Here is a 19,707-nt window from a genome sequence, read left to right on the forward strand (position 1 = left end):
CCGGAAGGCGGAGGCCGTTCGCGCAAAGCGCTGGCTACTGCTTGTACCTGCGCCGCTTCAGGAACTGTCCGTCACCCGGAGACCCGACATATTGGCCATCGGCGACAACGACTTTCCCGCGCAGGAGAACCATCTTCGGAATGCCTTTGACCCTGGTCCCCTCGTACGAGGAATAATCCATGGCGTTGTGCATGGCTGACTGCGTGATCGTCATTTCCGCATGGGGGTCCCAAAGCACGATATCGGCATCCGATCCGACGGCAATCGTGCCCTTCTGCGGGAACATGCCAAAGACCTTGGCCGGCCGTGTCGCGACGAGGTCAACGAACTGTGTCAGCGAAATCCGTCCTGCATTGACGCCCTGGTACACCATCATCAGACGTTCCTCGATGCCAGGAGCGCCATTGGGAATCTTGCGGAAGTCGTCTCTGCCCTTGTCCTTATGCCCCTTGAACAGCCAGGAACAGTGATCGGACGAGACCGTCTCGAGCGCACCGTTCCGCAGCGCGTTCCAAAGGACCTCCTGATCCTTTTTGGTGCGGGCCGGCGGGGTAAAGACGAACTTGGCCCCCTCGAACCCGGGTCGATCAAGGTCGTCCTTTGTCAGATAAAGATACTGCGTGCAGGTCTCAGCGAGCGCATCGACGCCGCGCGCCTTGGCCCTCATCAGCTCATCCAGCGCCTCCTCACAGGTGAGATGCACGATATAGATGGACGTTCCGACAATTTCGGCGAGAGCGATGGCGCGCGCCGTCGCCTCTGCCTCCACCCGAGGGGGACGGCTGAGAGCATGATAAATCGGCGCCGTTTTGCCCTCGGCGACGAATTTGTCCCGCAGGTAGTCGGCTGCATCACCGTTTTCGGCATGGACCATCACAAGGGCGCCGGTCTTTTTTGCTTGGTCGAGGGCCTTCAGCAGCGTCACATCGTCGATCATGTTCATGCCGCGGTAGGCCATGAACAGTTTGAACGAGGTGATGCCCCGATCCGGAAGCGTCCCGAGTTCCTCGATGACGCTGTCGGTGGGATCAAGGACGATGATATGGTAGCCGTAGTCGACGGCAGCCTTTCCGGTTGCCATCGCGTCCCAGTGCGCCACGGCCTCGGCCAGGCTGTGGCCGTGGTCTTGCTGGCAGAAGTCGACGATGGTCGTGGTGCCGCCGCAAGCCGCGGCAACGGTCGCGGTTTCAAACGTATCGGCCGTTTTGGTGTCGAAGCTCACGGTCTCGACATGAGTATGGACGTCGATCCCTCCCGGCATGACGTAGCATCCAGTTGCGTCGATGACAGTCCCGGCCGCACCGAGTGGGCCGCCGATTTGCACAACCTTGCCGTTCTCGATCCCGAGATCTGCGCGGGAGATGCCGTCGGCTGTGACGACCGTGCCATTACGAATGATGATGTCCATGGATCCAACCTAAAGACGCGAGAGGAAAGGCCGCCGCGGCGATGCAGGTGCCAGCGATGCTGCAAGGACCGCAAAAATCCCTTATGAAGCACCGGTTCATCCTGTATGGCGTATGGCGTACTGCATAAAGAATGCCATAGATCCTCGGTAAGTCAAGAACGTTGCGCTCCTGACCCCTGCCCACGCACGACCGACGTGCAAGATGAACCCGCTGGCCGGGGCCAGTCCGACCGGCCGGGGATACTCTCCTCCGGAGACCAGAGGGCTGCACCTCACATTGTTCGATGGGAGCTGCAAAAAGGAATTGCATTGTCGCGTCCTCGGTATAGAACACGAGATTGGCCTTGCCTCCATTGGAGCAGAGCATCCAGGACAAGTGATCGAGTTGTAGAATGCCGATAGCGCGCAAAGTACCCAAGCAAGCCACCAAGGCCGCAAAACGGGCGCAGCCTGCTTCCACCTTCACGGTCGAACAGAGCCGCGAGAAGCTGCTGAGGGAGGGCGATCGTTGGATCCTGAGCGACAAGGACCAAGCGCCGGCCGAGCCGAGGGACCTGGGCCTTGTCCCGGCTCTGGACAAAGCCATTCGCATCCTGTCGTTGATCAACGATGAGGCTGTCGAGTTGACGCTTGCCGACATTACCGAGAGAACCGACGTCTCGAAAAGCCATTGCCATGCGATTCTGAAGACGCTCGTCCACCATCAATGGCTAGAATTCAATGAAGCCACGCGGTCCTATCGTCTTCATGCCGGTGTTTTGCGCGATCTCTCCTCGGTGCTGCGCGAGCAATCGCCGCTCACATACCTGCGCCCAATTCTGCAGCGTTTGTCGAAGAACATCAGTACACCCTGTATCGCGTCGCAACCGTTGACAGACGGGTCTTTCCTTGTCGTTGACAAGGTCAGCGGTCCCGGCCTGATGGAGATCTCCCATCCAATCGGGTACCGTTATCCGCGCGATGCAAGCGCTCAAATGAAGGCCAATCTTGCTTGGCGTCCCAAGGTGGAGGTCGAGCGTTGGTTTGCCAGCTGGACGCCAAAGCGGTACTCGGCACGAACCATTGTCAGCGCAACCAAGCTGCGCTCGGAAATCGCCGCGACGCGGAAGCGGGGCTATGCCCGAAGCGCCGGTGAGTTCACTGACGGCTTGATGGCGATGGCACTCCCGCTCTTCGATCAACAGGGAAACGTGCTTTATATCCTGGATTGTATCGGCACGATCCCGGTGATGAGCGACAAGGAAGAGCTGATCGCGCGCGAGATGATCCGAGCGGCGGGTGAATTTCACGGGCTGATGGGCAGTCGCGTTCCCGACAATTTCCCTCATCCTTAGTGCCTGCAGGCGTGACCGGCCTCAACAAACGCCACCTGCGCCCACAGCTCGAAGGGAGTCGCTCCCGGTCATGATCCGCTTGGCCCTGGAAGGGCATCATACCGTCGCCCCAGAGGAATCCTTGCCGCGTTTCGGTTCCATACTCGAGCTCACCCTCGCTCCCGCTGATCGAGAGCGTATGGGCTCATCCGGTCATCAGCCAGCCTGTCTGCAGGTCCTGACCGGCTTTCACCGGAGTCGTTTCGCGACGACCTCGGTTGATGAGACTGTGCTGCCCCGCTGTTGATCGGCAGGCCGAGGTCCTCCACTCTGGCAAGCGTGCTGTCCAGGCCGTCCGATGCGCTCCGGTCAGCATGCGATGAGTGTCAAGGGATCGACCAAACCGGGGTTGGAACGACCAAGGCGTTCAGGTGAGCGACTCCTCTCGGCCGCGGACGAGCTGTGACAGGGCAACAGCAAGCACGAGCGCACCTCCGTAGAAGAGATCCTGCACGTAGGTATCGATGCCCAGGATCGAGAGACCGGTAATGCCGGTCACCAGAAGGTAGACCGCGATCGTCGAACCGAACGGGTTGAAGCGCCCGGGTGAAATCGACGTTGCGCCGAGATAGGCGGCTGCGAAGGCCGGGAGCATGAGCTGCGTTCCCGAATTCGGATCCGCCGAGCCGGATGTCCCTGTGTAGAGAACGCCGGCAATCGCCGCGAACACGCCGGAGGCGATAAAGCAGAGAAGACGCACGCGGGTGACCGGGATACCCGATAGCCGCGCCACCTCGCGCCCGCGCCCCACGAAGAGGGCCTTTCGTCCAAGCGAGGTGAACTCGAGCACGTAGAAAAGGAGGAGCGCCAGGACCAAGGCATAATAGAACGCGAGGGGGATCCCCAGAAAGCGTGTGATGATCACGGCTTGAACAAGCGTCCAGTCGACGCCGCCGATCGTCCGGGAGTTGCTGATCCACAGGGTCAGGCCATGCAGGAATGTCCCCGTGCCCAAGGTCACGATGAGCGAATGGATTCGGAAATAGAGGGTAAAGAAGGCATTCACCACCCCCACAACCGCCCCAATCAGAAGCGCGACCGCGATCGCCGCGCCGATCGGCCAGCCCTGCCCAACGTTCAGAACCGCGATTGTCATCGACGACAGCGTCAGGATCTGCGCAACGGACAGGTCGATATCGCCAGCCGTCAGGGGAATGATCAGCCCCAAGGTCAGGATCACGAGCACCGCTTGCGAGCCGAAGATCGTGGAGAAATTGGCCCAGCTGAGGAAGGAGCTTGGCGCCAGCACGCCAAAGATGGCGATGATGGCAAGCCACGCCAGCAAAAGCGCGAAGCGCTCCAGCTGGATGAACAGCGGGCGCCGGCCCCAGCGCACAGTGGGGGCCGCAGCCGTGTTGAGAGAAGCAACCTCATGGGTCCGGATCATGGGGCGGTTTCCTTGGTGTGTTCGAAGCTTCCGTCGATGCTGTTCAGGCAGCGCTCTGTGATCGCGTGTTTGGTGATCTCGTCGCCGACAAGGCTCGCCACGACACGCCCTTGGCTGAAGATTAAGACGCGGTCGCAGATGCTCTCAAGCTGCTCGTGATCCGAACTGGCGCAAATCACAGTGGCGCCACGATCCGCGGCGCGCTGGATAAATTCGTAAACCTGCTGGCGCGCCCCGACATCGACCCCTTGCGTTGGCTCGTCAAGAAGGATCAGGCTGGGATTGGACTGCAGCCACTTGGCTAGGACGACCTTCTGCTGGTTTCCGCCCGAGAGACCCTTCATCGGCATGTTCGGGTCGGGGGGCCGCACGTCAAAGCGCTGAACGAGTTCGGCCCCTCTGTTCAGAATCTGCCGACCCGTCACCCACCAACGAGGCAGGCTCACGCCGAAAGCCGGGAGAGCAAGGTTCTCCGCCACGGTCAGTCCGTCGACAATGGCAGCTCCCTGCCGATCCCCCGGCACCAGGACGATGCCCATGCGCATGGCGGCGCTTGGCGTGATTCCGCTAAGGTCGGCGACAGGGCCCGACAGGGCCAGGGTTCCTCCCGCTGCCGTTTCGGCGCCGTAGAGAAAATAGGGAACCCGATCATACCCCGAGCCAATCAGGCCGGTGAGGCCGACGACCTCGCCGTGGCGGGCGGACAGATCCAGGCGCCTGACGCCAGGGCCCGTCAGCCCCCTGATCTCAACCGCGGCATTTAGGTCGAGGGCAGGCCGAACCGAGCGGCCGGTGTGGATGTGCCGCCCAACGATAGCCGCGATAAAATCGGTCTTGGACGCATTTCGCGTGATCAGGCTGGCCGTGACGGCGCCATTGCGCAGCACGGTCGCACGATCGGTCAGCTCCATCACCTCGTCGACATCATGGGAGACGAAGACGACACTGGTGCCGCGCTTGGCGAGCCCACGCACGAGGTCGAACAGGCGCTCCACGTCAGGCCGGGACAGAAAGGGAGTCGGCTCGTCCAGGATCAGGAGCCCACCCTCCCGCGGCACGGTCTCGCGGATCTCGTTGAGGGCGCGCACGATGGCCAAGAGAGCCCGCTCGACCGGCGGAAGATCGGCCACCGGCATGTCAGGCTGGATCGCGAGCCCATACTCGTCCAGCAGCGCCCGCACCTCCCGCCGCGCGCTGCTCCAATCGATCATGGGATTGGCGTCGCGCACGAGCCTGCGGACGAGGACATTTTCGGTCACGGAGAGCGAAGGGACGAGGCCAAGGGCCTGATGAACTACGGCAATGCCGTACCGATTGAACTCGCCCGATGGCAGCGGCAGGGGCAACTCCCGGCCCCCGATCCACACCCGACCCGCGTCCGGCTCGTAGACGCCCGTCAGGATCTTAATCAGAGTCGATTTTCCTGAGCCGTTATGACCGAGCAGGCCGTGGATCTCGCCGTACCCGAGCTCGAAACTCACATCCTGGAGCACTGTAGCCGCGCCGAAGGACTTGGTGAGCTTTTCTACCCGAAGGTTGGGGGCGGCCGACGCGGCCGCCCCGATGATCGCCGACGTCACTGAAGACCCCACAGCTTGCGATAGCCGGCAATGTAGGCGTCGCCATAGCCCGTCGAGATCTTGGGAGGAGTTCCTGCAGTCTTGGCATTCGACGCGTCAAAGATGTAGAGCGGCACCTTGGGATCCTTGACCGGAGGCAGGCCGCACAGGATCCGCATCTCCGCATCGACGATGGCATGGGCGACCCAGTCAATGCTCTCGCCAATGTCCATCTCTACCTTGCCCTGCTGGACCAACTGGAGCACATACGGGCTGCCGTTGAAGGTCGCGATTTTCACGCGGTCCGCCGATTGGGTGAGCTCGACCGCTGGCACGACGAACTGGGCCATGCCGTCGTAGATCGGAATGATGTAGTTGATCGAGGAATCCCGAAGCAGCGCGGACTGCACGGTCGGCTGCATGCGCGTCGCCCAGTCTGTGACGGGCACATTGACGAAGGTGACCTTGCAGTCGGGACAATTGGCGGTGGCGGCCTTGATGCCGTTGATCAGCGAATTGGCGGAAAACGAATCCTCGGCCACGATGGCGAGGATGCTGGCTTTGCCTTTGGTCTTGTGGATCGCCCACTCGGCCATGAGCTGGCCGGCCTGCGTGTAGTCGATCGGGACCTCGAGGAACGGCTTCGGCGGAGAGGTATCGAACCCGGCGGCATGGGCTGCAACAATCTTGACCCCGGCCTGATCGGCCTGGGTCGCTTGCGGCACCAGCACCCGCGGATCCGACATCAACACGTCGACAAGGCTGTAGCGCTGGGTGATAGCCTGGTTGATGCCCTGAATCCACTGGGATGGCTGCCCCTGGGTCTGGTAATGGTCGTACTGAAAGCCGATCTCTTTGGCAATTTCGGTCATCCGCGTCGCGACACCACCCGTGAACTCCACTGCGCTCGAGAACGGCACGACCATCATCTTCTTGCCAGCCATGCAGGCGCGGGCGTTGAAAGGCTCGCCGGCCGGCTCGAACTTAGGCAGTTGCTGATGCTCGGCGATGTGAGCGGCAACCGCCTCGAGATCGAGCGCCGCGGCGGAGGTCGCCGACAGGCTGAGGACAAAACCCGCCACGGCACCGGCGACGGACAGCACATAACTGTTTCTCATCGATTTCCCTCTGGTTCTTGCGCATTCGATGACATACTCAGCAGGCCTTTGAGTTCGCCTGTCCATCGATGCTCGATTATTCTAACACTTCATGCAATCGAAATGATTTGAGCTGTTATCTTCAATTGTTTTGAACCTGTTCGGCGAGCCAGTTGGCATAGCGCCGGATTCCGTCGCCGAGACTCACGGTCGGGCGCCAGCCGAGGTCTGCCGAGGCGGCGGTCAACTCGTAAGGTCCCTGGACGTCCGAGAGCGGATCGAGACCGCCGCCGACTGCGACTTCCACGTGGGGCAGATGCTGACGCACAACTTCAGCGAGAGTGCCGAGCGTGACGCCGTTGTCACCGGCAATGGTGTAGGCGGGTCGAGCAATCCTGGCCGCCGACAGGGCCGCGAGAACGGCCCTGGCTGCATCATCGACATGGATGTAGTGAAACCGCTGGTCGCGGCCGTGTGCGATGTCGAGCCGACGGCCGGTCAGCGCCGCTGTCAGCATATCGTGGATGTGGCAGGCGGTCCGGCGGCCCGGACCATATATCGCCGCGATCCGCAAGCTGACGCCATCGACGCCGTAAGCCGCGCGGTATGCTTCAACCAGAGCTTCGCCAGCGATCTTGCTGGCAGCATAGGCGGAGGTCGGATGGAGCGGCGTGTCCTCGGCCACTGGCAAGACAGGATCCCGCGCGCCATAGACACTCCCAGATGAGCAAAAGACAAAGCGGCGGATCGCCTTCCGGCGGGCCCACTCGAGAAGGTTGAGCGTGCCGCTGATGTTGACCCGCACGACGAAGCCCGGTTCATCGCGGTGGAGCATCGGTCCGGAGATAGCCCCGCAATGGATGATGCTGTCGAACTCGACGTCCTGGAGGACCGCCTCAAGGCTCTTGACGCGGCTCAGATCGCAAGCGATGACGCCCCGGGCCTCGTCATCCTTCAGATCGAGGCCGATAACGCACGCGCCCTTGGCGCGGAGCCGGCCCGCCACAGCACTGCCAAGAAAACCGCCGGCTCCCGTGACGACAATGCTGTTCGCTGCTGCGGGCATGGCGACATCCATCTCGGTCAGGAGCGTGGTGCGGGGTGAACGGTCCGCCAGTGATTGGCAATGTCGATCCGGCGCGTCACCCACACGTCCTTCGCGGCGGCAACATGGTCGAGGAACTGTTCGAAATCGGCCGCGCGGCCAGGACGCCCGACCAGCCGCGTATGCAGGCCGATGCTCATCATGCGTGGGGTTCGCGCGGCTTCACGGCAGAGGAAGTCGAACGCTCGGGTCAAATAGGCCGAAAAGCTCGGTGACTGGTAGCCGTAGGTATTCACGTAACGTCCATCATTGTTATCCAGCGTGTAGGGAACAACCAGATGGTCGTGGCCCTCCACTTCGATCCAATAGGGCAAGTCGTCGGCGAACGAATCGGAATCGTAGATGAAGCCGCCGGCGCGGGCGAGGAGGCGTCGCGTGTTGACACTCATGCGGCCGGTGTACCAGCCGGTCGGGCGTTCGCCAGTCACCTCGGTATGGATGCGAATTGCCTCGGCGATTTGGGCGGCCTCGTGCTCCTCCGGCATCTCGGCGTACTGAATCCAGCGCAGGCCGTGGCAGGCGATCTCTATTCCTGACGCCTTCATCACGGCCACGGCCTCAGGATTCTTCTGCAGTGCAGTCGCCACCCCAAAGACCGTCACCGGCAGGTTGCGTTCGGTGAACATCCGGTGGAGCCGCCACCAGCCGACGCGGCTGCCGTACTCGTACTGCGACTCGACATTGATGTTGCGGATGTTGCGGAAGGCAACCGTCGGCTCTTCGGTGAGGAAGGCTTCGCTGTGCGTGTCACCGTGAAGGATGGAGTGTTCGCCCCCCTCCTCGTAGTTGATCACGAACTGCACTGCGAGCCTGGCGCCACCCGGCCACTGCGGATCCGGCGGGTTGGGGCCATACCCTACCAAGTCTCGTGGGTAAACCATGGCGCCCTCCCCACTGTTCAGGCCTCAATATGCAAGGTCGCGCAACCCGGCGGCAAGAACCTTGATGCCGGCGACGATGTCCTCGACGGAGGAGAATTCGTCGGGCGTGTGGCTGCGGCCGTCTTTGCTTCGGACGAAGATCATCGCGACCTTTGCGATCGAGGCCATCTGCTGCGAATCGTGACCGGCGCCGCTCGCCATCGTGAGGACCGGCACCCCCTGCTCGCGCGCCACGCGGTTGAGCATCGAGACGAGCTCTGGATCGGACGGCGACGGTTCATGGTCGATCATCACCTGCCAGTCAATCTCAAGCCCGCGCCGCTCGGCCACCTCGCGCATCATGGCTTCGTGGACGGCGTAGAGCCGGTGCCGCACGACGGGATCAGGATGGCGCGCGTCGATTGAAAATTCGACTCTGGCCGGAATAATACCAGGAAAGTTTGGCTCGACTACGGCGCGACCGACGGTAGTGACGGCCGGGCGGCCCATGCGGTGGGCGGTATTGATCAGGCCGGACGCAATCTCGGCGAAGCCAGCCATGGGATCGCGGCGAATATCCATCGGGAAGGCCCCGGCGTGATTCTGCGTGCCGCGGAGTTCGGCGCGGTAATGGCGGATGCCGGTGATGGCATCGACCACAGCGACAGGAAGGCCAGCCTGCTCCAGGATCGGCCCCTGCTCGATGTGCAGTTCGACGAAATGCTCAATGTCGTCGCGGCGCGCCTCGGGAATCCGAGCCGGATCGAGACCGACGGCATGCATGGCTTCCGCGATGGTCTCCCCGGAAAAGGCCACCACCTTTTCCAAGTCATCGGGCTTGATGCGGCCTGTGATCGCGCGCGAGCCCCAGTAGTTGGCATTGGGAAACCGGCTCGATTCCTCCTCACAGAAGGCGACAGCCTCCAACGGCCGGCGTGGCGTGCCGAACTGCTCCTTCAGCGCCTTGAGGGCGATCAGCGCGGCGAGGGCTCCGAGCGCCCCGTCATAGCGACCGCCCGGCGTCTGGGAGTCAATGTGCGATCCCGAGGTGATGGACTTGCCCCCCTCCGAGCCCTCCAGGCGCCCCCAAACATTGCCAACAGCATCGTGGTGGACCCGAAGGCCGGCTTCCTCGCACCACCGGGCGTAGCATCGGGTCGCTCCGACCCACTCGGGCGAATAGACGGTGCGCGACACCCCACTGTCGCCAACAGCGCCGAACGAGGCGAGTTCAAGCACGTAGCGCTCGACGAGGTCTGGGTCGATATGAATGGGAGCGGCAGTGCGAGACACTGTTTCCTCACAAGCTGGTTTTGGCATGGACAAAACCATGGATGATATCGATACTGAAGAAAATCGAATTATTCCTGAGCTCAAGCATCAGAATTCCTGAAGGGTCGTGCCATGAACCATCGGCAGTTGGAGACCTTCTACTGGGCCGCCCGCCTCGGGAGCTTTGCCAAAGCGGCGAGCCATCTCAACGCGACCCAGTCGGCGATCTCGATGCGCATCCAGGAACTGGAGACCCGCCTCGGCGTAGTCCTCTTCGACCGGTCTCAGCGCGCGGCCCGCCTGACGCCGCAAGGAGCCCTCCTGCTGCCCCTGGCCGAGGAAGTGCTGCTCGCGTCCGAGCGCTTCATCAGCACGGCGGCGGCGGACAAGAGCGACATCACAGGCTATATTCGTCTTGGCGTGGCCGAGATCGTTGCCCTGACCTGGCTGCCGGAGCTCATCCTTGAAATGCGCCGCAGCTATCCTCGCGTCCAACTCGAGATCGAGGTCGCCCTTTCTCACCTGATTGAAGAGAAACTTTACAACAACAGCCTCGACATAGCCTTCGCGGCCTGTGAAGTTGCGCCGTCGCAGTTCGTCTCCACCGATCTCGATGAGGTGGCCTTCGTCTGGGTCGCAGGTCCCTCCCTGGACGGTGTGCCGGAGGTGCTGACGCCGGGCATGCTCTCGGCCCTGCCGATCATCGCGACCTCGCGCGAATGGCAGTTTCGTGGCTCGACCCTTTCCTGGCTGACCGCCAACGACGTGCATTTTCGGAATGTGACGCTCTGCAACACCTTCCGCACGGCGGCATCGTTAGCCATGGCTGGCCTGGGCCTCGCCTACGTTCCTGAGGCCCTGTATCGGGAGGAGTTCGCCAGTGGGCGGTTGCGACGCCTCGTCTGTGATCCAGAAAACCGCCCGCTCAAGATTTTCAGCATCCGGTCACTGGCCAATTGGACGCCAGCACAACGCGTGCTTGAAGCCTTGGCCCAGCAGATCGTCGCAGGGCGGATTGAGGCGAAACCATCCGCGGCATCGCCTGAGTAGCCTGAGCCGAAAGGCCGGGTCGCTGGCGGGTCCGTCAGTACCGCGTCTGCGGAATGAAAACCGCACCAACCAGGATCCTTGTGTGCGCGGGCCTTGGCCTGAATTCACGGGGTTGTGTCGCAAACTCGGAGAGGAGACGCGGAACGGACGATTACTCAGTAGCAATCTCAGGCGGCGAGCAGATCGAACTGCTCGGCAAGTGAAGGCTGCAGATTGCAGGCATACTTCGCCTGTCCCTTCCGCATCATTTGGATCATCTCGATGCCGCCCAAGATCACGCGAGCGCTAACTTGAAACCAAGCATCGGCCGCACCCGCCTCTTGGTAGCACGGTGATCCTGCTCGATCCGATCGTTGAGGTAGGCACTTTGGCGGATGCGAATGGGTTTCAGATCGCGTCGCGATCTGTTCTGAAGCCGGTCCGTCGTGTCACAGGACAGGTCGCTTCCCGGTTCGTCTGGCTGTCGTCGATGATGATCCGCTCGGGCCGGCCATGCCGTTTGAGGGCCTTGCGCAGAAACCGTTTGGCCGCGGTCAGATTGCGTCGTTCACTGAACCAGAATTCAACGGTGTCGCCATGGCTGTCGATGGCGCGATAGAGATACCGCCACTGTCCACGAACTTTGATGCATGTTTAGTCCACGTGCCAATTGCCAGTGACCGCACGCTTGCGTCGATTGAACTGCTCCAGCAGGAGGGGCGCATAGTGGACGGTCCAGCGATGGATCGTGGCATGATCGACAAAGACGCCGCGCTCGGCCATCATCTCTTCCATATCCCGCAGGCTCAGGCCGTAAGCCAGATACCATCGGACGCACAGCAGGATCACCGAGCGATCGAAATGCCTGCCCCTGAACACGCCACCCTCCACCGCTGAGACTTCCGGCAGAGTACCTGCAACTCTGAAACAAACAGTTTGCGACATGTGTGGACGCCCGGCAAAGCGCAAGAAGAATTTTCGGATCGGTGCAGCGCGTGGTCAGGGTCTGACATGTGTGCGGCCTTTGATGCGGCTCACATGCCGCGGGCCCGGATGGGAGTTCGCGGATCAGGTCCAATTCAGAACCACGTGCTTGGAGCACCTGTCGCAACACTGGTTTTCCTGATCCCGTCTCGGTGACCGTTGCGCCATCTCTCTCCTGCAACCTTCCCACGCCCCAACAGCCCCGCAGTCGCGAGCGGTTAGACCACCGCGGCTGGAGCCTGATAAACCCCGCCTCTCGCCATCAGAGCCCAGATGATGCGGGCCATCTTGTTGGCCAGTGCCACTCGTACCAGCATCGGCGGTTTCCGTGCGATCATGCGCGCCATCCACGAGCCTGCCGGAGCCCCGTTGCGCGCCGTCCAGCGCGCAACGGCACTGGCGCCGATGATCAGCAGGCGACGCAATGTCCGCTCGCCCATCTTCGAGGTCGCCCCCAGCTTCGGCTTGCCGCCGGTCGAGTGCTGCAGCGGGGTCAGCCCGACCCAGGCGGCAAAGTCCCGTCCGCGCCTGAACGTCTCAGCCGGTGGGGCAAGGGCTGTCAAAGCCGCAGCAGTGACTGGGCCAATCCCGGGAATGGTCATCAGCCGCCGCGCGGTCTCATTCGCCTTGGCCCGCTGGGCGATCTCGCGGTCCAAGCTCGCAATCTGCTCATCCAGCCGATGGAGCGTGTCGACCAGCATCTGGAGGATCGGTCGGGCGATCTCAGGAAGTGGCTCGTCCGGATCCTCGACAGCCCGCACCAGGTGCGGAACGTGAGCTGGTCCTTTCGCCCCCACGATGCCGAACTCGGCCAGGTGACCGCGCAGGGCATTGATGATCTGGGTTCTCTGCTTCACCAAAAGATCACGCGCCCGGAACACGAGAGCGGCGGCTTGCGTCTGCTCGCTCTTGGGCACCACGAAGCGCATGGTCGGGCGCTGGGCCGCCTCGCAGATGGCTTCCGCATCCGCCGCATCGTTCTTCTGGCGCTTGACAAAGGGCTTCACGTAAGCCGGCGGGATCAGCCGAATGGTGTGACCAAGCCTGCCGATCTCGCGCGCCCAATGATGCGCGCTGCCGCAGGCCTCCATCGCCACGGTGCAGGGTGGTTGGCCAGCAAAGAACGTCAGAACCTGATGCCGCCGCAGCTTCCTGCGGAACAGGACCGCTCCCGACGCATCGGCGCCGTGCACCTGGAACACGCTCTTCGCCAGATCCACACCGATTGTGCTAACCTCTCCCATGGACGCCTCCCTCAAGTGGTGCTCAACACCTCCACTTTGGCACACCAAGGCCGTTGGGGGGCGTCCACCTCATCAGAACCTGTTTAGTCGCAGTCACAGTAAGTGAAGGCTACCGGCCCAAGTTACATAGGCGCCCATTGGGCCAAGCCCTTGCAAACTATTTGAGCAGGTTTGAAGCGAGCGAAAGGAAACCGAACCCTCGGCATTAAGCTTGAGAAGCTGATGTCCTTTCTGCTTGAGGTACCACAGCCGAGGTCTACTCATCGCGGCTGTTCCTTCGTCTTTCCCCTTTTCGTCATACCTGTTCGATGTGCAACCTCAATAGCGACGTCCGACCAGAACCGGCAGCCTGACTCGCTTCCTTGACTGAGACAGTACTCCGCCTGCTCCCGGGCCTGCACGTAGGCAGCCCTGCCCTCGTACGCGATCAGAGACACGGCCTCGTACTCAATCACGGTGAGATCAGCGGCGGAAGGCTTTCGGCGAAACCATTGTCGGATGCGATGGAGGAGTTTCAGCATCAGACAATCCTCGTTCCAGACCATGGCCTGAGCAAGATAAAACCTATCGCTTCAAGAGATGCATCCCAGTCCTGCGGCACGCGTAGCTCAATCTGGTCGCCTGGATCACAGGCGTATGGCTGTAGGCCCTGAACGATAGCCCAGGCAGGCTGCGGTGCGGTCGCCCTTCTGAACCTGTAGCCCATCAGTCAGCTCGGCTCCGAGCATCTCCTGCGTGACGGCGCGCATGGCCTAACGTCCAGTTTCAGACTCCCCGCTACCCTTATCACTGCCCTCAAGGGGCTCGCTGGTTTCCATGATGAAAGTGTAATTGGCTGCTGAGACGTAGAGCACGTCGTTCCCGAACAGGGAAAATGTCACCGTTCCGCTGCTGTCGATGTTCACGGCATCCGCCTCAAGCTGGAGCGACTCCCCGGAGGCAAAGTTGACCGTCCAGCCTTTCACTTCGAGCGCGGCGCGCGATCCCCGCCGCTTAGTTGCGTCTCGCTTGGCGGCCCCGCGTTTGACTGCCCCTCTTTCAGCGCTTCGCCCCTGAGCCGCTGCTCGTTTGCCCACGCTTTTCCGGGAGATTCCCCGCTCTGCCGTTCGGGTTCGGCTGACTGACTTGGTTGACCGTGCCATGGCTCGCTCCTGTGAGTGCCCGCCCGTTGACGTAGGGAGCTCCCCGGCGCTGGAGAGGGGCCTGCTTCTGTGTTGCGGGAGCAACCGTGGACCCGGTAAAACGTCCGCCCTCTTGGCCTGACAGCTCTACCGCCGCTGCAGGCGAAACGGCGGCGCGTGATCAGGCTGGGTAGTCACCACCGCAACCGGCGGAACAGGTTGCGTGGTCATCAACTCTATCCGAAACGAGTGCACGAGTTCGGCCAGCACCAGGGTTGCTCCCGTGAGAGCGAAATGAGCACCAATGTACACGCGAGGCTCGACTCCAAAGGGTGGGTAGGTGAAGCGGTCGACCACTGGGGCACTCGGTAGAAACCGCTGTGGATCGAATACGTCCGGCGCGCGCCACCGTTTCCGTTGATGGTGCAGCACCCAAGGGGAGATCACCGCGCGATCGCCCGGCTTCATCTCGATACCCGCGACCTGGTCCTGCGGGCCGTCCGAACGATCACATAGGCTGGCGGGTAGAGACGCATCACCTCATCCAGCACCGCTCGCGTGTAAGGTAGCCGGCTTAAAGGGGGCTCAGCTCCGCCATCCGGCAGAGCTGAGGCAGCCTCCTGGGCGACCTGCTCCTGCACCTCCGGCAGAGCTGGGCCAAGAGGTACACCGACCAGCACAATGCCACCGCCGTGGTTTCGTGTCCGGCCAGAATCATGGTGGCGATCTGGTCCCACAGCTGCGCTGGTAAGGGCCGCGCTCGAACTTATAGCGAAGCGATCCGCAGCACCCAAAGTCGGATCGGCCTGGGGCCGTACTCGAGCGCATCCCGCAAATTCTGCTGCGCCAATTCGATAATCCCGTCAACAGGCCCAAGCCGATGCAGCAGAAGGGGTGATCCCTGTGCTAATCGACGCTTCAACGTGCTCTAGTCCTCAGACTTCCTGAGTGAGGAGACAGACCTGACGCTTAGTTCGGACAATGGATTGTCGGCCTCAGCCGCCCCGCTGGACGACAACGATCCGAAGTGAACAGCGAGCCAGATTGTCGGCTCCGTCGCATCTGTCCATTCCACGCGGTGGCGTCGGCCTGCCGGGATGAGCAGATAATCCCCTCTCTTCAGCTCTCTGGGCGTCGGTTCATCCTCGAACAGAAGGCCAGCCGATCCGGAGAGCACGAGCACCCGCTCCGACCAGGCTTGGTCGTACCAGAAGCCGGGCGGGCTTGCTTGCCCGGTAGAGACAATGCGCTCGATCCTGATCCCCTCTACGGCCAAAAGTTCTGTGAACTCCTCATCCAGTGCCTCACTGAGGATGTGCTCAAAGATATTCCCGGCGACTGCTATCATAGGTGACCAATCCCTGTGCGCTCGCATGAGCAACCTAAACTTCCCAGTTTGCTCTCTCGGCTAGTGAGGGATCGGTGATGTCCTCGATCCAGGTCAGCGCTTTCACAGCCTGCGGGAACCCGAGCGTCGGAATGGCAAGCAGCGCCACCTGCTTGAGCTCGTCCGTGGAGATACCCTCAGCAAGAGCGCGGCGGGTGTGCGAGTGGACGGCACCTTCGGAGAGGGCTCCGATGGCCAGCGCCAGCTTCACGAGGCGAAGCGTATGGCCTTCAATCGGTCCAGCCTCGGCACAGGCCTGCCCAAGGGCGGCAAAGGCATTCCAGATGTCGGGGTAGCTCTGGGCGACCCTGCTGGCGCCAGAGGGCAGGTTCTCGGGTGCTTCCGCCATGAGCTCCTCCTGAGCAATCGACACCAAGTGCCCTGAACAGCTAGAGTCCGGCACTGGTTCGTCGATCGCTGCGTTTCCGGCCCGTTGCCCTCAAGACCAGTGAGTTTGCTCCACGCCCGATGACCCCAGGACACTCATCAATGGCGGCCGAGACACCGCTTCTAACCGGTTTCGCCTGTCGCGACGGGCGGGAGAGCCTTGTGTTCGGGGAGCGGGCGGACGGCACGATGGCTCACATCTCAGAGGTCACCTCCGGTCTTGAGTGCAACTGCGTCTGCCCAGGATGCGGCACCCGTCTCGTCGCCCGCAAAGGCAACAAGCAAGACCATCACTTCGGACATCATGGGGTCGAGGATGGTCGGCCCTGCCAGGCTGGTCCCGAAACGGCTCTGCACAAATTTGCCAAGGAGGTGCTCGCCCGCCGTCTTGAGCTCGAGCTCCCGCCCCTGGTGGACGGCGCGGGTCCAGGCAAATGGGTCGGATACCCAGGAGGGACCTATGGTTTCGATGCTGCCCTCCTGGAGAACAGGCTCGGCGAGATTGTCCCTGATGTGATTGTCCGCAAGGGCGAGCGTCATCTCCTGGTCGAGTTTCTGGTCACGCATGCCTGCGACGAGGCGAAGATCGCCCGGATCGTGGCCATGGATATGGCCGCCATCGAGATTGACTTGTCAGGGCTTCCTCGCGACACCTCCCGCCCAGACCTCGAAGAGGCGATCCTCGCCACGGCGCCTCGGAAATGGCTGCACAACCCCAAGCTCCGCGAGGCTCAAGCTGAGCGGGAGAGACGAGGTGGGGAGCGGGACTTAGTCTTGGCCCGGGCGGCTACCCCGTTACGACGAGCCTATGTGGCAGCCTGCGCGGAGGTCCGCGCGATGCGCACCTCCTGTCTGGCGTACGACCGGATCGTCGGCCGTCACCTGGCTCATGCCGTTGGCATTGAGGTGCCCGGGATCGGCTGTTTCACGGTTCCACCACGCGACTGGCAAGCGTTGATTCTGGCCGATGCGGTGGATATCGCGGCCTCGGGAGGCAAAGGTCTTATCACCACCGCCGGTGCCCTGTGGAAGATCCGGCAGCGGGGCTGGCTGCGCCGCCGGTTCAGCGGGTTGACGGAGGCGGAAGCTGCCGCCGTTCGGGTGGACGGCACACCCTTTGACCATCCGGCCAATGCAGTGGCCACTTGGGCAACCACTCTGTCACGGCTCGGCATTCTCCTTCCGGCCGGAGCCGGAGATCGGTGGATCGTTTGGCAGCTGACGGCAGGCCAGATGCGTGGACCTCAAACATCAAAGCGGCTCTGAGTGTCCCTGCGAACCGAACCGCTCTGGATCCGCTCCCCCCTTCTCACAATCCATCTGGTGTGCACGGCGTGCGCGCGGCGAATTCCGCAAGTTTGGCGATCCAATCTCAATGTGCCGGTAAGTCATTGACAGATATGGTGAGCGCGCTGGGACTCGCACCCCGGCCCCTCTGATTAAAAGTCAGTGCCTCTGACGCTCCCTATCTGCGCCCAGTGCGGCATTTCTTCGCCCACATCCGCAGCCCCTGAGGAAGGGTCACCGATCCTCCCCTTGAAGCGAGATCCCAGCCGGCACCTTGAGTTCGCCCTCCCCATTCTCAAGATCGAGGAAGTGGCTATCTCTGGGGATGACCAGTCCCTGCCCTATCGGCGGAAGTCGGGACAGTGCGGTGCAGGTGATTGGAGACTTTATGCCTGACGCAACTTCGCGGCCGGTTAACTTGGCACGAGGCTTCCCTGCCGAGCTGATGGTGCCGGAGATCACCATTCGCTGGTCAGGGAAGCTCCACGTGAAGCTCAGTCCGTACTGCTCCCAGCGTCCGGGCCACTCGCCCTCTTTGATGCGGGAGGCATCAAAGATGTACGGGCTCACCTCACCGCTCTGCATCTCGCCTCCGCCGACACCCCCGCCCGGGTAGAAGGTGATTACGAACAGAGACTGATCGGCTGCGCGGGTGCACTGCCAGAGAGAACCGGCCAGGCTCATACCGTCGGCCAGCGTGCTGGATGATACCAGGACGATCCCGATCGCACCTAGCAGAAGGCTTTGCATGGTGCTGTGTCCAGCAAAGGGGTAACGGAGAAGCACGGTGTTTGCAGGTCTTATCAAAGTTGCTCTGCCTGTTCTAGACAGCGTTCCAGGCCCGACATTGCATTCAGCCTTTCAGCCGCGCGTATGAGCCCGGCACGGCCCGGCTCAGATCGTCCCGCCGGTAGGATCCAGGCGGAGCGATCCGACATTCCGGCCCAGTCAGGCTGCTTTGCTCAGGTGCCTTTTGAGTTCCGCGATTTCAGCCCGTAGTGCGCCGATCTCTGCGATGAGGCGTTCGTCAATCCCCGACGGATGCGTCAGTTTCGGAGCATCCTCCGCCGTCTCGGCATCAATCGCATTCACGATGACGCCGATGAAGAGGTTCAGGGCCATGAAGGTGGACAGTAGGATGAAGACCAGGAAGAAGGCGATCGCATAAGGATGCTGCTCCGCCAGTGGCTTCACGATGCCACCGCTCCAGTCATCGAAGGTCATCACCTGGAACAGCGTATAGGCTGTAGCCCCGAGCGAACCGAATTGTTCCGGGTTGGTCTGGCCGAACAGCTTCGTCGCCATCACCGCGAAGACGTAGAGGATGAGCGCGAGCAGGAGCGTGATCGAACCCATGCCGGGTAGCGCCGAGACAAGTCCACCGACAACCCGCTGGAGCGACGGCACCGCTGTAATCAGGCGTAGCACCCGCAGCACCCGTAACGCCCGGAGCACCGACAGCGCTCCTGTGGCGGGCACCATTGCAATTCCGACAACGGCGAGATCGAACACGCTCCAGGGATCGCGAAAGAAGGCAAGGCGATGGACCACGAGACGTGCGGCCAATTCAAGCACGAAGATCGTCAGGACGATCCGGTCGATCGCGAACAGAACCGGGCCGATTACGGCCATCGCAGAGGGGCTCGTCTCAAGTCCCAGTGTGATCGCGTTGATGATGATGACGGTCAGGATGCCGCGTTCAGCGCGCGGGTCTGTCAGCAATCGTTCCAGCATGGCCATCTTTTCGAAAGCGGAAGGACGTGACCCGCCCGATCGCTCAGGGAAAAGCGGCCTCCATCGAAGCGCTCCTTGCGAATCGAGCAGGGGCCCGACATCTACAGGAAAGCGCGGTCACAGCACAGTGGCAGGATGTTTCTGACAGTCTTTGTTACTGGATGCCGAATTGATCAGGAAGCCGGATGGGAGCGGTCGGTGTTGTTGCCGCTGGATTCCAGAAAGCACACCAGAGCAAAGAGGCTGATCACTGCTACCAGCTCGGCAACGATCAGGAGCCAGGATGACGAGTTCTCTCGCAGCGACCCCACTGCTACGAGTGAGAAGAGAAATGCAACAACCATATTCCATGCCAACATATGCAATCGTCCCTTAGAGAGGGCAGCAACTTAACCGGCCAAGTATGAACGGGAATGACGCGCCCTCGTCTCGATACAGGCCAAGCTCAAACGATCCCCATGCTCTGTAGCGGG

At 61.9% G+C, this 19,707-nt stretch carries 19 protein-coding genes and 1 pseudogene; 3 read left to right on the top strand and 17 right to left on the bottom strand.

The genetic code is table 11. From position 1 onward, the window contains the following. Nucleotides 1-34: 34 nt before the first annotated feature. On the bottom strand, nucleotides 35-1,408 hold the full coding sequence (gene hydA / locus ACUXUR_RS25520) for a dihydropyrimidinase (RefSeq protein ID WP_445505156.1): 1,374 nt from the start codon (nucleotides 1,406-1,408) through the stop codon (nucleotides 35-37). A gap of 392 nt (nucleotides 1,409-1,800) precedes the next feature. Between hydA and ACUXUR_RS25525 the strand changes: the two genes are divergently transcribed. Then, nucleotides 1,801-2,742: an IclR family transcriptional regulator gene (locus tag ACUXUR_RS25525; RefSeq protein WP_445505157.1), complete on the top strand. Its 942-nt coding sequence runs from the start codon at nucleotides 1,801-1,803 to the stop codon at nucleotides 2,740-2,742. 406 nt (nucleotides 2,743-3,148) lie between these two features. Here ACUXUR_RS25525 and ACUXUR_RS25530 read toward each other — a convergent pair whose 3' ends face one another. From ACUXUR_RS25530 to ACUXUR_RS25555, 6 genes are all read right to left on the bottom strand, one after another. After that, nucleotides 3,149-4,168 carry an ABC transporter permease gene (locus ACUXUR_RS25530; RefSeq protein WP_445505158.1) on the bottom strand — a complete coding sequence of 340 codons (1,020 nt, stop codon included), beginning with the start codon at nucleotides 4,166-4,168 and terminating at the stop codon, nucleotides 3,149-3,151. Next, nucleotides 4,165-5,748, bottom strand: coding sequence for a sugar ABC transporter ATP-binding protein (locus ACUXUR_RS25535; RefSeq protein WP_445505159.1), 1,584 nt, complete (start codon nucleotides 5,746-5,748; stop codon nucleotides 4,165-4,167). The genes ACUXUR_RS25530 and ACUXUR_RS25535 overlap by 4 nt, the downstream gene beginning before the upstream one ends. Beyond that, on the bottom strand, nucleotides 5,745-6,845 hold the full coding sequence (locus ACUXUR_RS25540) for a sugar ABC transporter substrate-binding protein (RefSeq protein ID WP_445505160.1): 1,101 nt from the start codon (nucleotides 6,843-6,845) through the stop codon (nucleotides 5,745-5,747). Before ACUXUR_RS25540 ends, ACUXUR_RS25535 begins: the two co-directional genes overlap by 4 nt. 121 nt (nucleotides 6,846-6,966) lie before the next feature. Further along, complete coding sequence (locus ACUXUR_RS25545; RefSeq protein ID WP_445505161.1) at nucleotides 6,967-7,890, bottom strand: NAD-dependent epimerase/dehydratase family protein; 924 nt, start codon at nucleotides 7,888-7,890, stop codon at nucleotides 6,967-6,969. A gap of 17 nt (nucleotides 7,891-7,907) precedes the next feature. After that, a complete protein-coding gene (puuE, locus tag ACUXUR_RS25550) occupies nucleotides 7,908-8,810 on the bottom strand; it encodes an allantoinase PuuE (protein ID WP_445505162.1) in 903 nt (300 codons plus the stop codon). 24 nt (nucleotides 8,811-8,834) lie between these two features. Further along, complete coding sequence (locus ACUXUR_RS25555; protein WP_445505163.1) at nucleotides 8,835-10,082, bottom strand: hydantoinase/carbamoylase family amidase; 1,248 nt, start codon at nucleotides 10,080-10,082, stop codon at nucleotides 8,835-8,837. A 111-nt stretch (nucleotides 10,083-10,193) separates the two neighbouring features. On the opposite strand from ACUXUR_RS25555, the gene ACUXUR_RS25560 reads away from it, so the two are divergent. Then, entirely contained in the window at nucleotides 10,194-11,111 is a 918-nt protein-coding gene (locus ACUXUR_RS25560) for a LysR family transcriptional regulator (protein WP_445505164.1), read from the top strand. A gap of 167 nt (nucleotides 11,112-11,278) precedes the next feature. Here the strand turns inward: ACUXUR_RS25560 and ACUXUR_RS25565 are convergent. The 8 genes and pseudogenes from ACUXUR_RS25565 to ACUXUR_RS25600 form a co-directional block, all read right to left on the bottom strand. Continuing rightward, nucleotides 11,279-11,969, bottom strand: a pseudogene (locus tag ACUXUR_RS25565) (IS6 family transposase). A gap of 323 nt (nucleotides 11,970-12,292) precedes the next feature. Next, nucleotides 12,293-13,318: an IS110 family RNA-guided transposase gene (locus ACUXUR_RS25570; protein ID WP_445505165.1), complete on the bottom strand. Its 1,026-nt coding sequence runs from the start codon at nucleotides 13,316-13,318 to the stop codon at nucleotides 12,293-12,295. 626 nt (nucleotides 13,319-13,944) lie between these two features. Then, nucleotides 13,945-14,067 carry a hypothetical protein gene (locus tag ACUXUR_RS25575; protein WP_445505166.1) on the bottom strand — a complete coding sequence of 41 codons (123 nt, stop codon included), beginning with the start codon at nucleotides 14,065-14,067 and terminating at the stop codon, nucleotides 13,945-13,947. Between the two features lie 3 nt (nucleotides 14,068-14,070). Beyond that, nucleotides 14,071-14,460 carry a hypothetical protein gene (locus ACUXUR_RS25580; protein ID WP_445505167.1) on the bottom strand — a complete coding sequence of 130 codons (390 nt, stop codon included), beginning with the start codon at nucleotides 14,458-14,460 and terminating at the stop codon, nucleotides 14,071-14,073. 126 nt (nucleotides 14,461-14,586) lie between these two features. Beyond that, nucleotides 14,587-14,907 (bottom strand): cytochrome P450, encoded by a 321-nt coding sequence (locus ACUXUR_RS25585; protein WP_445505168.1) that lies wholly within the window; start codon nucleotides 14,905-14,907, stop codon nucleotides 14,587-14,589. Next, nucleotides 14,904-15,176 carry a cytochrome P450 gene (locus ACUXUR_RS25590; RefSeq protein WP_445505169.1) on the bottom strand — a complete coding sequence of 91 codons (273 nt, stop codon included), beginning with the start codon at nucleotides 15,174-15,176 and terminating at the stop codon, nucleotides 14,904-14,906. The genes ACUXUR_RS25585 and ACUXUR_RS25590 overlap by 4 nt, the downstream gene beginning before the upstream one ends. A 191-nt stretch (nucleotides 15,177-15,367) precedes the next feature. Beyond that, nucleotides 15,368-15,787, bottom strand: a complete 420-nt coding sequence (locus ACUXUR_RS25595) for a cupin domain-containing protein (RefSeq protein ID WP_445505170.1) — start codon at nucleotides 15,785-15,787, stop codon at nucleotides 15,368-15,370. Between the two features lie 34 nt (nucleotides 15,788-15,821). Then, nucleotides 15,822-16,175: a carboxymuconolactone decarboxylase family protein gene (locus tag ACUXUR_RS25600; RefSeq protein WP_445505171.1), complete on the bottom strand. Its 354-nt coding sequence runs from the start codon at nucleotides 16,173-16,175 to the stop codon at nucleotides 15,822-15,824. Nucleotides 16,176-16,315: 140 nt separating this feature from the next. Here ACUXUR_RS25600 and ACUXUR_RS25605 point away from each other — a divergent pair, with 140 nt between their 5' ends. Then, on the top strand, nucleotides 16,316-17,479 hold the full coding sequence (locus tag ACUXUR_RS25605; protein WP_445505172.1) for a competence protein CoiA family protein: 1,164 nt from the start codon (nucleotides 16,316-16,318) through the stop codon (nucleotides 17,477-17,479). 255 nt (nucleotides 17,480-17,734) lie between these two features. On the opposite strand, the gene ACUXUR_RS25610 is transcribed toward ACUXUR_RS25605, so the two are convergent. Continuing rightward, the gene (locus tag ACUXUR_RS25610; RefSeq protein ID WP_445505173.1) at nucleotides 17,735-18,250 is read right to left on the bottom strand and encodes a hypothetical protein; all 516 of its coding nucleotides are present in this window, start codon (nucleotides 18,248-18,250) and stop codon (nucleotides 17,735-17,737) included. A gap of 198 nt (nucleotides 18,251-18,448) precedes the next feature. Next, the gene (locus ACUXUR_RS25615; RefSeq protein WP_445505174.1) at nucleotides 18,449-19,234 is read right to left on the bottom strand and encodes an ion transporter; all 786 of its coding nucleotides are present in this window, start codon (nucleotides 19,232-19,234) and stop codon (nucleotides 18,449-18,451) included. Nucleotides 19,235-19,707: the final 473 nt, after the last annotated feature.

Source organism: Microvirga medicaginis (genome assembly GCF_052658925.1).

What these genes read in the sequence shown, in the direction of transcription:
- hydA (WP_445505156.1), bottom strand. Translation starts at nt 1,408, where the DNA reads ATGGACATCATCATTCGTAATGGCACGGTCGTCACAGCCGACGGCATC.
- ACUXUR_RS25525 (WP_445505157.1), top strand. Translation starts at nt 1,801, where the DNA reads ATGCCGATAGCGCGCAAAGTACCCAAGCAAGCCACCAAGGCCGCAAAA.
- ACUXUR_RS25530 (WP_445505158.1), bottom strand. Translation starts at nt 4,168, where the DNA reads ATGATCCGGACCCATGAGGTTGCTTCTCTCAACACGGCTGCGGCCCCC.
- ACUXUR_RS25540 (WP_445505160.1), bottom strand. Translation starts at nt 6,845, where the DNA reads ATGAGAAACAGTTATGTGCTGTCCGTCGCCGGTGCCGTGGCGGGTTTT.
- ACUXUR_RS25545 (WP_445505161.1), bottom strand. Translation starts at nt 7,890, where the DNA reads ATGCCCGCAGCAGCGAACAGCATTGTCGTCACGGGAGCCGGCGGTTTT.
- puuE (WP_445505162.1), bottom strand. Translation starts at nt 8,810, where the DNA reads ATGGTTTACCCACGAGACTTGGTAGGGTATGGCCCCAACCCGCCGGAT.
- ACUXUR_RS25560 (WP_445505164.1), top strand. Translation starts at nt 10,194, where the DNA reads ATGAACCATCGGCAGTTGGAGACCTTCTACTGGGCCGCCCGCCTCGGG.
- ACUXUR_RS25570 (WP_445505165.1), bottom strand. Translation starts at nt 13,318, where the DNA reads ATGGGAGAGGTTAGCACAATCGGTGTGGATCTGGCGAAGAGCGTGTTC.
- ACUXUR_RS25575 (WP_445505166.1), bottom strand. Translation starts at nt 14,067, where the DNA reads ATGCGCGCCGTCACGCAGGAGATGCTCGGAGCCGAGCTGACTGATGGG.
- ACUXUR_RS25580 (WP_445505167.1), bottom strand. Translation starts at nt 14,460, where the DNA reads ATGGCACGGTCAACCAAGTCAGTCAGCCGAACCCGAACGGCAGAGCGG.
- ACUXUR_RS25585 (WP_445505168.1), bottom strand. Translation starts at nt 14,907, where the DNA reads ATGAAGCCGGGCGATCGCGCGGTGATCTCCCCTTGGGTGCTGCACCAT.
- ACUXUR_RS25595 (WP_445505170.1), bottom strand. Translation starts at nt 15,787, where the DNA reads ATGATAGCAGTCGCCGGGAATATCTTTGAGCACATCCTCAGTGAGGCA.
- ACUXUR_RS25600 (WP_445505171.1), bottom strand. Translation starts at nt 16,175, where the DNA reads ATGGCGGAAGCACCCGAGAACCTGCCCTCTGGCGCCAGCAGGGTCGCC.
- ACUXUR_RS25605 (WP_445505172.1), top strand. Translation starts at nt 16,316, where the DNA reads ATGGCGGCCGAGACACCGCTTCTAACCGGTTTCGCCTGTCGCGACGGG.
- ACUXUR_RS25610 (WP_445505173.1), bottom strand. Translation starts at nt 18,250, where the DNA reads ATGCAAAGCCTTCTGCTAGGTGCGATCGGGATCGTCCTGGTATCATCC.
- ACUXUR_RS25615 (WP_445505174.1), bottom strand. Translation starts at nt 19,234, where the DNA reads ATGCTGGAACGATTGCTGACAGACCCGCGCGCTGAACGCGGCATCCTG.